Genomic DNA, 11,845 nt, shown 5'->3' on the forward strand with positions numbered 1-11,845 from the left:
ATTGTAAGCGAGCCATCGACCGGGACCTGCGCAAACGTCCCGGCCGCTGTCACAGGTTGACGATGCCCTTGTCCTTGCAGTCATCCACGTCAGACTGGTCCATCGTGGCGTAGGGGCGAAACTCCGGCTGCGCCGCGGCCCAGGCCTGCTGGGCCTGGAGCAGTGCGGGCAGGCGCGCGCACAGGCGCGCGACCTGCGGCTGGATCCGTTCCCTGGCGATGGCTTCGGTCTGCTTGCCGGCCGCTTGGCCGCCATCGCCGTTCATCAGGCCCTTCAGCGCCGCAGCGGCCGCATCGATGCCCAGCCTGGCGCCTTCCATGCCGATGGCGATGCCATCGCTGGCCACGCCCTGCAGCTGGGTGCGATAGGCCAGGCCCAGCGCCTTCTGCGCAGGCGTCATCGCCACCGGCTTGCCATCGACCAGCAGTTCGCCGGCGGGCGTGACTTCGGCCTTGGGCAGGCCGGGGCGACTGTCGCCGAGCGACATGTTCTCGGTGTCCAGCTTGTGCTGGGCCTGGGCGATTTCCTGCCTGGCGTTCTCCATTTCCTCGGAGGCTTTCTGCAGGCCCTTCTGGGCTTGGTTGATGCCTTGGGCGAGGCCGCCGTTGCCGGTGCTTGGCTGGCATGCGGCCAGGGTCAGCAGAGTGGTCGCCAGCAGGGTGCGCAACAGTTGGGTGGTCATGGCGTGGTGCTCCTGGTGGTAGGAAACAGCGGAAGATCAGTGTTCTTCGGGCACCTGGACCGTGCCGGTCACGCCGCGCTGGTCGAGGTCGCCGCTGCCGCGGCTGTGGACGGTCAGATTGCCGCGCACGTTGCGGATGGTCAGCTCGCCCGAGCCGATCGCGCCAACCTCGACATCGCCGGTGACATCGTGCAGGTCCACGTCGCCCGAGCCGATCGACCTCAAGGAGACGCCGCCACCGACGCCATTGAGGGTCAGATCGCCGGAGCCGACGCTGCCGAGCTCGGCCTTGCCGGCGACGCGGGCGGCTTCCAGCTCGCCCGAGCCGATGCTCAGCACCTTGAGCGCACCGGCGCCATTGAGTTTCAGGGCGCCCGAGCCGATCTTGGCGGTGACCAGGCCGGCGATGTCGTGCAGGTCGACATCGCCCGAGCCCACGTCGGCGCTGGCGGCCCTGGCGCCGCTGAGGGTCGCATCGCCCGAGCCGACGTCCAGCTGGACCAACACGTCGTTGGGCACTGCGCCCGTCAGGTCCAGGTAGGAATAGCTGCTGCCGAAGCTGATCCTGATGGGCCGGTCCTCGGTCAGGCTGACAATGAGTTTGTCGTCCGACCGCTTCTGGGTCACGATCAGGCCCTTGAGCAGGTCCTGGCTACTGGCGCAGGCCCGGCCAGCCAAGGCATTGTCGGCGCCCGCGGCGGCCTTGAGCTTGAGGCCACTGGAGCCGACCTCGAACAGCACGGACGTGGCCCCGGCAAGGTCCAGCTTCAGCGAACGCGGCTCTGAGAACTTGCAGTGCCCGTCCTCGGCGCTGGCCAGCAGTGGGGCGGCCAACCATGCGGCCGCCAGGGCCGGGATCAGCAGGAAACGGTTCGTGGACTTCATGGTCAAGCTCCCTGGAAGGTTCAGGCGTCGTCGCGGCGACGGCGGACGATCACGGCCAGCGTGATCAGGACGATGCCCACCACCACGCCGATCCACAGGTCGGGGTTGGCATAGATGGACGGATTGCTGGTGTGGTGCAGGACCATGTCCAGCATGCCGGCCGGGCTGTCGATCTGGCGGCTGGCACTTTCCACCGTCTCGTGGCGGGCCGTTTCGGCCGGAATCCAGGTGCCCGGCAGCACGCTGAGCAGGCCGCGGTACATCACCACGTACCACACCCCACCCAGTGGCAAGCTCAGACCGGGCATGGCGCCCATGATGCTGATCACGATGCAGGCCAGCAGCGGCACCAGCACCGCCCACAGGAACGGCACGCGCCTGGCCCAGGCCGAGCACAGCATCAGCCAGCCGATGGCCGGCAGCGACCACAGCACATAGATCGGCAGGGTCGTCAGCATGGTGCCGATCACCCGGAACGGATGGGAGGCGGTAAAGATCGCGCCGGCCCCTGGCATCCCGGCGAACGATGAGGACAGGGCGATGATCACCCACAGCCCCAGGCCGATCAGCAGGCCGACCACCAGCGAGATGATCTGGGTCAGCAGCAGGGCCCAGGTCAGCTTGGACGCCACGGTCATCGCATCGGACACCGGCAGCGACTTCCAGAACAGCACGCTGCGGTCGTTGCGGTCGTTGTACAGGCTGCCTAAGCAGTAGAAGAACACCACGAAGGCGACCACGACCCCGGCGATGGCAAAGCCGGCCAGCAGGGCGAAATCGCCGGTGGCGCCGAAGCCCTGGGCCAGTCCGTCGAAGTTGGAGGGGACCGAGTCGCCCGGCATCTTGCCGCGCAGCTGGATCGCACCAATCACCGCACCCAGCGCGGCAAACACCAGGATGATGCCGGCGGTGATCAACTGGGCCCAAAGGAAGCCGCCGCGGTTTTCCCAGTATTCGCGGCGCAGCAGCCAGCCGAACACGCCGGGCTTGGTCAGAGTGCGGGCAGGGGCGTTCATGCATAGGTTCCTTTCATGATGGCCACGAACAGGTCGGCCAGGCCGGGGTTGCGGGTTTCGCCGAACGCGGCGAGTTGTTCGCGGGTCACCCCCGAAGGCGTGCCATCGGGCAACTGGCCATCGAACAGCATCACGGTCTTGCCAAAGGGCAGGGCGCGCTGGTCGATGGGATGGAGGGCACGCGCCTGCGCCGCGGCGGCCTCGGACACCAGCACCTCGGTGTAGCGGGTGGCGACCTGGTCCATGCTGGCGGCCAGGGCGATCCTGCCGTCGCGGATGAACATCACGTCGGTCAGGATGTGCTCGATCTCCTCCACCTGGTGGGTGGTGACGATGATGGTCTTGTGCTCGTCGAAGTAGTCCTCCAGCAGACGCTGGTAGAACTGCTTGCGGTAGAGGACGTCCAGGCCCAGGGTCGGCTCGTCCAGGACCAGCAGGCGCGCGTCGATGGCCATCACCAGGGCCAGGTGCAGCTGCACGATCATGCCCTTGGACATTTCGCGCACGCGCAGGTTGGGCTTGAGCTGGGTACCGGCCAGAAAGCGCTCGCACCTGGCGCGATCGAAGCGCGGATGCACGCCGTCGACGAAGTCGATCGCCTCGGAAACCTTTATCCAGCGCGGCAGCACGGCCACGTCGGCGATGAAGCACACATCGTTCATCAGCGCGTCGCGGCTGCTGCGCGGGTCCATGCCCAGCACCTGCAGCTCGCCCTGGAACGGGGTCAGGCCCAGGATGGCCTTGAGCGCGGTGGTCTTGCCGGCGCCGTTGGGGCCGATCAGGCCCACGATGCGCCCGGCTTCGATGGTGAAACTGGCGCCGTCCAGGGCGGTCTTGTTGCGGTAGGTCTTGCGCAGGCCCTGGGCCTGCACGACCGGTGCGATCGCCGCGTTCATGGTTTGTCTCCCTTGGGCAGGTCTTCCAGCTTCAGTCCCAGGCGCGCGATGCGCGTGGCCACGGCCGGCCATTCTTCGGTCAGGAAGCGCACCCGCTCGGTGGCCAGCAGTTTCCTGGCCGCCTGCTCGGTGACGAACATGCCCAGGCCGCGGCGTTTCTCGACCAGGCCTTCGTCGGCCAGTTCCTGGTAGGCGCGCGAAACGGTGATCGGGTTGAGCTGGTAGTCGGCCGCGACCTGGCGCACCGAAGGCAGCGCATCGCCGGGCTTGAGTTCACCATCGAGCATCATGGCGATGACTTTCTCCTTGAGTTGACGGTAGATGGGAGCGCGGTCGCTCCACTGGACGGATGTCATGGGTTTCAGCTCCCGGGTCGCAACAGACGGGCGAATGAGAAGTAGGGCATCGACAGTGCGGGACGCCGAGGGTGGGCGGCGTCCTGGGCGGGGGAAGGGCGCGTGCCCGGGCGGGTGTCCAGCACCGGTTGCAGCACCGTCTCGGTCGTGGCGGCGGCCTGCTGCCGATGGACCTGTGCCATCAGGCCGGCCACGGCCAAGGCCAGCAAGGTCAGGCCGAGCCAGATCGTAGCGGAGCGTTTGCGGCTGCTGTCCATTGCGTCCCCTGCCCTGGATTAATGGTGTTGTAGTAAACTACAACACAAGGAGACAGGTCGTCAACAGGGGCGAAGGCTTGTGCTCGGCAAGGGCAGGGCGGGGCGCATCGGGCGCCAGCCCGCATGGACGCAAGTGGCCGGCTCACTCGCAAACCCCGGGGCCTGGCCTTCACTACAGGCCGGCGATTCTGCCTGCCGCATGCGCCCATGCCACAATATGCGCCTGTCGCGCCGGGATGCTCCGGCGCTTTTTGCCGCATGAGGAATGCACCGGATGAAATCGTTTGGCACTTGGGTGGCGGGCGTGTGCCTGGCCTCGGCCCTGATCGGAGGAAACGCAGTGGCGCAGGAGAAGCAGACGCTGGACACCCAGCGCGAGAAGGTCAGCTATGCCATCGGCATGGACATCGGCCGCTCGTTCGCCCCGGTCGCCGACTATATCGATCCGGCCAGCCTGCAGACCGCGCTGCAGGGCGCCCTCAAGGGCGAGCAACCGACCCTGAGCGAAGCCGATGCCCAGGCCACCGACGCCGCGCTGCGCGCCAACCTGGCCGCCAAGGCCGGGCAGACGCCGCCGGGCCAGCCGCCGGGCAGCCAGCCTCCGGCCGTCAACAAGCAGGACGTCGGTGCACTGATCGGCGGTTACATGATCGGCCCCAAGCTGGCCCCGCTGAAGGATGAAGTGGACCTGCCGGTGGTGATGCAGGCCGTGCGCACCGTGTTCGCCAAGGGCAACACGCTGTTGACCGAGGACCAGGCGCGTCAGGCCGTGCAGTCCTACGCCAGCGAGCGCCAGGCCGGCCAGGCGCAGCGCAACCGCGACGAAGGTGCCGCGTTCCTGTCAAGGAACAAGACCGCCAAGGGCGTGGTCACCACCCCGTCGGGCCTGCAGTACATGGTCCTGCGCGCCGGCAGCGGCGAGCGTCCGACCGCCGCCAGCACCGTGCGCGTGAACTACGAAGGCAAGCTGCTGGACGGTACCGTGTTCGACAGCTCCTACCAGCGCGGCGAGCCGGCCACCTTCCCGTTGGCCAACGTCGTGCCGGGCTGGACCGAAGGCCTGCAGCTGATGCCGGTTGGCTCCAAGTACCGCTTCTGGATTCCCGCCTCGCTGGCCTACGGCCAGGCCGGCACCCCGGGCGGTCCGATCGGCCCGGATGCCACCCTGACCTTCGATGTGGAACTGATTGGCATCGTCAAGTAATGCAGCCGGCCGACCCTGCCCTGCCCGAGGCGCTGGAGCAACGCCTGGTCGAGCTGGAGACCAGGCTTGCCTTCCAGGAACACGCCCTGGCCGAGTTGAGCCAGGCCCTGGCCGATGCACGTGCGGAAGGCAACCGCAACGCGGGCATGATCGGCCACCTGCTCGCGGACCTGCGCAAGGTCCGTACCGAACTCTATGCAGACCCGGGCGAAGAGCCGCCGCCCCCGCACTACTGATCCAGAGCCGGACCGATGACAGACTCACTGCGAGACCAGCTGCTGGGGCTGGGTTTCAAGCCGGCGCCCAAGCCTGAGCCCAAGTCCGAACGCCCGGCCGAGCGCAAGCCCGGGGGCAAGCCCCCGGGTCGCCCGCAGCACCCGGCGCGGGGCCCGCGCCCGCCGGGCGCCAGGGACGAGCGCCGTCAGCACGCCGGTGGCAAGCCGGGTGGCAACCCGTCGGGCAGCGGTGCTGCGCCAGGCAACAAGGCGACGCCGCAGGGCCGTCCCGGTGGCCAGCGCGGGGCAAACAGGCCGGCGCGTTCGCGCGAGGACATCGACCTGGCCAAGGCCTACGCGATCCGCGCCCAGCGCGAGAAGCAAGAGCGCATCGAGGCCGAGCGGCTCAAGCAGGAGCAGGCCCGCCTGCGCCGCGAGGCGCGGGCCAGGGTCGACGCCCTGATCGAAGGCAAGACGCTCAATGACCCGGCTGCCGAGCTGGTGCGACACTTCCCCTACGGCGGCAAGATCAAGCGCATCCACGTCACCGCCGAACAGCTCGGCGCGCTCAATGCGGGCCAGTTGGGCATCGTCCAGCAGGCCGGCCGCTACCTGCTGGTCACTGCCGCCCTGCTGGACGAAGTGGAAGCGGTGTTCCCCCCGGCCGTGGCCCTGCGCGTGGACCCCAATGCCACCGCCGAGGAAGATCCGTATGCCGACCCCAAATACCAGGTGCCGGACGATCTGATCTGGTAGGGCGGGTCTTGACCCGCCATGCGCGGTTCAACGGCCATGGCGATGTGGGGTTTCGATCGCCATGCCAGGTTCAACGGCCATGGCAATGGCGGGTTTCGATCGCCATGCCAGGTTCAACGGCCATGGCAATGGCGGGTTTCGATCGCCATGCAGGTTCAACGGCCATGGCAATGGCGGGTCAAGACCCGCCCTACGGTTTTTTGGGGGGCGGCGCGGCGGCCTGGGCGGTCTTGCGGATGAAGGCCAGCAGCGAGGCCAGGCCGTTGCTGCGGGTGGGCGAGAGGTGCTTGGCCAGGCCGATGTCGGCGATGTAGTCCGGTTCGGTGGCCAGGATCTCGGCCGCCGGCCGGCCCGAGTACACGCGCAGCGCCAGGAAGATCAGGCCCGAGACGATGGCCGAATCACTCACCGCTTGGAACTCCAGCCGCTGCGCGTCGCCCTGCGGCACGATCCAGACCATCGACTGGCAGCCGAGCAGGCGGTGCTCCTCGGTCTTCCACGCGTCGGGGAACGGGGGCAGCTTGCGGCCCAGGTCGATCAGGTACTGGTAGCGTTCGGCCCAGTCGGAGAAGAACGCAAATTCTTCCTTGATCGCCGCCTGTGCCTGGGCGGCGGTGGGTTCCATCGGAAACACGGTGTCATTCACAGCCGGAATTCTCTCGAGTCGTCATTCCCGCGCAGGCGGGAAGCCAGCGAGGCCTTGGCCTCGGGATGGGCGCGGCTGAAGCTCATGCGCGTTTCCAGCGCACGCCCTGGGCGGTGTCTTCCAGCAATACGCCTTGTTCGGCCAGTTGCTGGCGGATCGCATCGGCCCGGGCGAAGTCGCGCGCGGCCTTGGCGGCGCTGCGTGCCTCCACCAGCGCCTGGATGCGCGCATCATCGTCGCCGGAGGTGCCGCGGCTGAACCATTCGGCCGGCGCCTGCTGCAGCAGGCCCAGCGCCAGGCCGGCGCCGAGCAGCTGCGACTTCAGCGCCGCGCGCCCATCGCCGCTGGCCCTGCGCACCTGACCGGCGATGCGCGCCAGCTCGGCCAGCGCCTGCGGCGTATTGAGGTCGTCGTCCAGCGCCGCCTCGATGCTGGCCGGGATCACGCCTTCGGCCCGCACATCGGCCACATCGCGCAGCGTCCCGTACAGGCGGTCCAGGGTACGCACGCTCTGCTCGATCAGGCCATCGGACCACTCCAGCGGCTGCCGGTAATGCGCCGACAGCAATGCGTAGCGCAGCGCCTCGGGCGGGTGCTGCTGCAGCAGGTCGTGCACGCGTTCGATGTTGCCGATCGACTTGCTCATCTTGGTGCCGCCGAAGTTGAGCATGCCGTTGTGCAACCAGAACCGGGCGAAGGTCTGGCCGCCATGCGCGCACTCGCTCTGCGCCACTTCGTTTTCGTGATGCGGGAACTGCAGATCCACGCCGCCGGCATGGATGTCGAGGGTCGGGCCCAGATGCGCGGCGGCCATCGCCGAGCATTCGATGTGCCAGCCCGGGCGGCCGCGGCCCCACGGCGAATCCCAGCCGGGCAGTTCCTCGGTGGAGGGCTTCCACAGCACGAAGTCGCCGGCGTGCCGCTTGTACGGTGCCACCTCCACCCGCGCGCCGGCCAGCATCTCGTCCGGATCGCGGCGCGAGAGCTGGCCATAGCGGTCGAACGAGTCCACCGAGAACAGCACGTGGCCGTCGGCAGCGTAGGCGTGGCCGCCTTCGATCAGCTGCTCGATCATCGTGATGATCTGCGGGATGTGCGCGGTGGCGTGCGGCTCGATGTCCGGCGGCGCCACGCCCAGGGCGGCCATGTCGGCGCGGTAGGCGGCGGTGAACCTGTCGGTGATCGCGGCGATCGGCACGCCCTGTTCGGCAGCGGCGGCGTTGATCTTGTCGTCCACGTCGGTGATGTTGCGCGCGTAGCGCAGGTTTCCGTAGCGCCGACGCAGCAGCTGGGCCAGCACGCCGAACACCACCGGGCCGCGGGCGTTGCCGATGTGCACGTAGTTGTAGACCGTCGGGCCGCACAGATACATGGTGGGGCAGGCCGGGTCCAGCGGGGCGAACGGTTCGACGGTGCGCGACAGGGTGTTGAACAGCTGCAGGGGCATGGGGGCCGTACGTGAGAGGCAGATCCGCGATTCTAGCGACCCGCCAGGATCGCTGACAGCCCGGATTCAGCCCCGGGTGTTTCGCGCTGCCTACACTGTGCCGTCGTCGACCTGGTCGTCCGCTGCTTAGTGTCGCTGCATGCCCCCCCGAGCTTTCCGTGCCCTCCTGCTTGCCTGCCTGTCGGCCCCGCTGCCGGCCGCGTTTGCCCAGCAGACGACGGTGGTTCCCATGGAAAACGTGCGCATCGACTACGCCCAGGTGCTCTCGGTCGAGCCGGTCTACCAGGTCCTGCGTGCCAGCCGCAACGAGCAGCAGTGCGATCGGCCGGCCGATGCGCCCAGCGTCGATGCCGACGCCGACAAGCCCAGGGAAGAAGGCCGCATTGCGCGCATGGTCGATTCGGTCAAGGGCATCTTCGGCAGCGATGACAAGGATGCGGCCGAGCCCAACCCGCAGGCGGCCACGCCGCCGGCGCCCGGGCAGAACTGCAGGATGGTCACGGTCGAGCGCGAGTTCCGCCGGCCGATCGCCTACGACGTGGATTACGTCTACAAGGGCAGCAAGTACCGCTCGCGCCTGGCCGAGGATCCGGGCAACCGGTTGCGCATCCGGGTGTCGGTGATGCCCTATGCGCCGGGCCAGATCCGCGCGGGCAATCCATAAACCCCGCGCACCCGGCGCCAAGCCTTGCGCCGCAACATGCGCACGTGCGAGGATTCGCGCCCGATGAAGACCTCTTCGCACCAGCACGCAAGTTCGGCCCGGATGGCCTCGGGCATGACCTCGCGTGCCCGTCGACCGGACGCCTGCAACTAGCTGGGTTACCGGAGGTCGTCTTGCATTTACCGGGAAAACCCAGCCAGCAGGCTGGGTTTTTTCGTTTTTCCGTGACAGAAAGGTTTCGCCCGCAACCGCGCATCGCGCGCCGCCCTCGCCGCAAAGGATGATTCGATGGCCCTGAAGCACTTCCTGAACACCCAGGACTGGTCCCGTGCGGACCTGGACGCCCTGCTCACCCAGGCTGCGCTGTTCAAGCGCAACAAGCTGGGCAACGAGCTGAAAGGCAAGTCGGTGGCGCTGGTGTTCTTCAACCCGTCCATGCGCACCCGCACCAGTTTCGAGCTGGGGACCTTCCAGCTGGGCGGACACGCGGTGGTGCTGCAGCCGGGCAAGGATGCATGGCCGATCGAGTTCGACCTGGGCGCGGTGATGGACGGCGAGGCCGAGGAGCACATCGCCGAGGTGGCGCAGGTGCTGGGCCGATATGCCGATCTGGTCGCGGTGCGTGCATTCCCCAAGTTCGTGGATTGGGCGATCGACCGCCAGGACCGGGTGCTCAAGAGCTTTGCCAGGTACTGCCCGGTGCCGGTCATCAACATGGAGACCATCACCCATCCGTGCCAGGAACTGGCCCACATCATGGCGCTGCAGGAACACTTCGGCAGCAGCGACCTGCGCGGCAAGAAGTACGTGCTGACCTGGACCTACCATCCCAAGCCGCTCAACACTGCGGTGGCCAACTCGGCCCTGACCATCGCCACCCGCATGGGCATGGACGTGACCCTGCTGTGCCCGACGCCCGAGTACATCCTTGATGAGCGCTACATGGGCTGGGCGCGGGACAACGTCGATGAAAGCGGCGGCTCGATCCAGGTCAGCCACGACATCGACAGCGCCTACGCCAATGCCGACGTGGTCTACGCCAAGAGCTGGGGCGCGCTGCCGTATTTCGGCAACTGGGAGCGGGAAAAGCCGATCCGCGAGCAGTACAGGCACTTCATCGTGGACCAGGCCAAGATGGCCCTGACCAACAACGGCGTCTTCAGCCACTGCCTGCCGCTGCGCCGCAACGTCAAGGCCACCGATGCGGTGATGGATTCGCCGCAGTGCATCGCCATCGACGAGGCCGAGAACCGACTGCACGTGCAGAAGGCGATCATGGCGGCCCTGGTCGCGCAGGGCGCGACGACTCGGGGCCCGGGGCCCGGGACCCGGGACCGGTAAAGCCCCATCGCCGTTCTGGCCTTTCGCTTCGCTACTTTCCCTTCTGGAGTTTTCCGATGTCACAGCACCCAGCCAGCCCCTCCAATCCCGAGTCCCGAGTCCCCAGTCCCGGCTCGAAAGACATCGTGCTGGCTTTTTCCGGCGGCCTGGACACCAGCTTCTGCATTCCCTACCTGCAGGAGCAGGGCTACGCGGTGCACACCGTGTTTGCCGATACCGGTGGGGTGGATGCCGACGAACGCGATTTCATCGAAAAGCGTGCCGCCGAACTGGGCGCGGCCAGCCACGTGACCGTCGATGGCGGCCCGGCGATCTGGAACGGCTTCGTCAAGCCGTTCGTGTGGGCCGGGGAGGGCTACCAGGGCCAGTATCCGCTGCTGGTGTCCGATCGCTACCTGATCGTCGAGGCCGCGCTCAAGCGCGCCGCCGAGCTGGGCACCAAGGCCATCGCGCACGGCTGCACCGGCATGGGCAACGACCAGGTGCGCTTCGACCTGGCGATCAAGGCGCTGGGCGATTACCAGATCGTCGCCCCGATCCGCGAGATCCAGAAGGAGCACACCCAGACCCGCGCCTACGAGCAGAAGTATCTGCAAGACCGTGGCTTCGGCGTGCGCGCCAAGCAGCAGGCCTACACCATCAACGAGAACCTGCTGGGCCTGACCATGTCCGGCGGCGAGATCGACAGGTGGGAAGCGCCGGGCGAAGGCGCGCGCGGCTGGTGCGCGCCGCGCGCGGCCTGGCCAGAAAGCCCACTGTCGGTGACCCTGACCTTCGTCAACGGCGAGGCGGTGGCGCTGGATGGCGAAAAGCTGGCCGGCGAGAAGCTCCTGGCCAGGCTCAACACGCTGTTTGCGGCCTACGGCGTGGGCCGCGGCGTGTACACCGGCGACACCGTGATCGGGCTGAAGGGCCGGATCGTGTTCGAGGCCCCGGGCCTGGTCTCGCTGCTGACCGCGCACCGGGCGCTGGAAGAAGCGGTGCTGACCAAGCAGCAGAACCGCTTCAAGCCGGAAGTGGCGCGCAAGTGGGTGGAGCTGGTCTACGAGGGCTTCTATCACGACCCGCTCAAGACCGATCTGGAGGCGTTCCTGCAATCCTCGCAGGCCAAGGTCAACGGCGAGGTGGTGCTGGAAACCCGCGGCGGTCGCGTCGATGCGGTCGCGGTCAAATCGCCGCACATCCTCAACGCCAAGGGGGCCACCTACGCGCAGTCGGCCGACTGGGGTGTGGAAGAGGCCGAAGGCTTCATCAAGCTATTTGGCATGAGTTCCACGCTGTATGCGCAGGTCAATGGCGCCGATGCAGGGGTGAGGAGTGAGGAGTGAGCGTGTCGTTGCATGTCGCGTTGGCGGTTCTTCATTCGGTTCGCACTGTGCTTGCTTTGATTTCCAAACCCATGGCAATCGACACGACCCGCAGGGATATGCGTGTGTAGCCGCCGGCCGCGGCCTGACCCGTTGCACCACTTGAGACCTTG

General features: G+C 67.5%; 14 protein-coding genes. 6 read left to right on the forward strand and 8 right to left on the reverse strand.

Features of this window, described 5'->3' with window-relative positions:
• Positions 1–49: 49 nt before the first annotated feature.
• From D9R12_RS07110 to D9R12_RS07135, 6 genes are read right to left on the reverse strand one after another with little or no spacing between them, the layout of a single operon-like run.
• Complete coding sequence (locus tag D9R12_RS07110) at positions 50–682, reverse strand: YggN family protein (RefSeq protein ID WP_122229331.1); 633 nt, start codon at positions 680–682, stop codon at positions 50–52.
• A gap of 36 nt (positions 683–718) precedes the next feature.
• Positions 719–1,567: a GIN domain-containing protein gene (locus D9R12_RS07115; RefSeq protein WP_122229333.1), complete on the reverse strand. Its 849-nt coding sequence runs from the start codon at positions 1,565–1,567 to the stop codon at positions 719–721.
• Positions 1,568–1,587: 20 nt separating this feature from the next.
• Positions 1,588–2,583, reverse strand: a complete 996-nt coding sequence (locus D9R12_RS07120) for an ABC transporter permease (RefSeq protein WP_122229335.1) — start codon at positions 2,581–2,583, stop codon at positions 1,588–1,590.
• Positions 2,580–3,479: an ABC transporter ATP-binding protein gene (locus D9R12_RS07125; RefSeq protein ID WP_122229337.1), complete on the reverse strand. Its 900-nt coding sequence runs from the start codon at positions 3,477–3,479 to the stop codon at positions 2,580–2,582. The genes D9R12_RS07120 and D9R12_RS07125 overlap by 4 nt, the downstream gene beginning before the upstream one ends.
• The gene (locus D9R12_RS07130) at positions 3,476–3,835 is read right to left on the reverse strand and encodes a GntR family transcriptional regulator (RefSeq protein WP_014160433.1); all 360 of its coding nucleotides are present in this window, start codon (positions 3,833–3,835) and stop codon (positions 3,476–3,478) included. Before D9R12_RS07130 ends, D9R12_RS07125 begins: the two co-directional genes overlap by 4 nt.
• 5 nt (positions 3,836–3,840) lie before the next feature.
• A complete protein-coding gene (locus D9R12_RS07135) occupies positions 3,841–4,092 on the reverse strand; it encodes a hypothetical protein (RefSeq protein WP_122229339.1) in 252 nt (83 codons plus the stop codon).
• 274 nt (positions 4,093–4,366) lie between these two features.
• On the opposite strand from D9R12_RS07135, the gene D9R12_RS07140 reads away from it, so the two are divergent.
• From D9R12_RS07140 to D9R12_RS07150, 3 genes are read left to right on the forward strand one after another with little or no spacing between them, the layout of a single operon-like run.
• Positions 4,367–5,296 (forward strand): FKBP-type peptidyl-prolyl cis-trans isomerase, encoded by a 930-nt coding sequence (locus tag D9R12_RS07140; protein WP_122229341.1) that lies wholly within the window; start codon positions 4,367–4,369, stop codon positions 5,294–5,296.
• Positions 5,296–5,532 (forward strand): SlyX family protein, encoded by a 237-nt coding sequence (locus tag D9R12_RS07145; RefSeq protein WP_014160436.1) that lies wholly within the window; start codon positions 5,296–5,298, stop codon positions 5,530–5,532. Before D9R12_RS07140 ends, D9R12_RS07145 begins: the two co-directional genes overlap by 1 nt.
• Positions 5,533–5,547: 15 nt before the next feature.
• Positions 5,548–6,267, forward strand: coding sequence for a DUF2058 domain-containing protein (locus D9R12_RS07150; RefSeq protein WP_122229343.1), 720 nt, complete (start codon positions 5,548–5,550; stop codon positions 6,265–6,267).
• 190 nt (positions 6,268–6,457) lie between these two features.
• Here the strand turns inward: D9R12_RS07150 and D9R12_RS07155 are convergent, their stop codons facing one another.
• Together D9R12_RS07155 and cysS are read right to left on the reverse strand one after the other, a co-directional pair.
• The gene (locus D9R12_RS07155; RefSeq protein ID WP_122229454.1) at positions 6,458–6,892 is read right to left on the reverse strand and encodes a SufE family protein; all 435 of its coding nucleotides are present in this window, start codon (positions 6,890–6,892) and stop codon (positions 6,458–6,460) included.
• Between the two features lie 103 nt (positions 6,893–6,995).
• Positions 6,996–8,360: a cysteine--tRNA ligase gene (cysS, locus tag D9R12_RS07160; RefSeq protein ID WP_122229345.1), complete on the reverse strand. Its 1,365-nt coding sequence runs from the start codon at positions 8,358–8,360 to the stop codon at positions 6,996–6,998.
• Between the two features lie 139 nt (positions 8,361–8,499).
• On the opposite strand from cysS, the gene D9R12_RS07165 reads away from it, so the two are divergent.
• From D9R12_RS07165 to D9R12_RS07175, 3 genes are all read left to right on the forward strand, one after another.
• Positions 8,500–9,024 (forward strand): hypothetical protein, encoded by a 525-nt coding sequence (locus D9R12_RS07165; protein WP_122229347.1) that lies wholly within the window; start codon positions 8,500–8,502, stop codon positions 9,022–9,024.
• A 288-nt stretch (positions 9,025–9,312) separates the two neighbouring features.
• The gene (locus tag D9R12_RS07170; protein ID WP_122229349.1) at positions 9,313–10,365 is read left to right on the forward strand and encodes an N-acetylornithine carbamoyltransferase; all 1,053 of its coding nucleotides are present in this window, start codon (positions 9,313–9,315) and stop codon (positions 10,363–10,365) included.
• A 56-nt stretch (positions 10,366–10,421) separates the two neighbouring features.
• Positions 10,422–11,693 carry an argininosuccinate synthase gene (locus D9R12_RS07175; protein WP_122229351.1) on the forward strand — a complete coding sequence of 424 codons (1,272 nt, stop codon included), beginning with the start codon at positions 10,422–10,424 and terminating at the stop codon, positions 11,691–11,693.
• Positions 11,694–11,845: the final 152 nt, after the last annotated feature.

Source organism: Pseudoxanthomonas spadix, assembly GCF_003703395.1.
In the GTDB taxonomy this organism is placed as follows: Bacteria; Pseudomonadota; Gammaproteobacteria; order Xanthomonadales; family Xanthomonadaceae; genus Pseudoxanthomonas_A; species Pseudoxanthomonas_A spadix.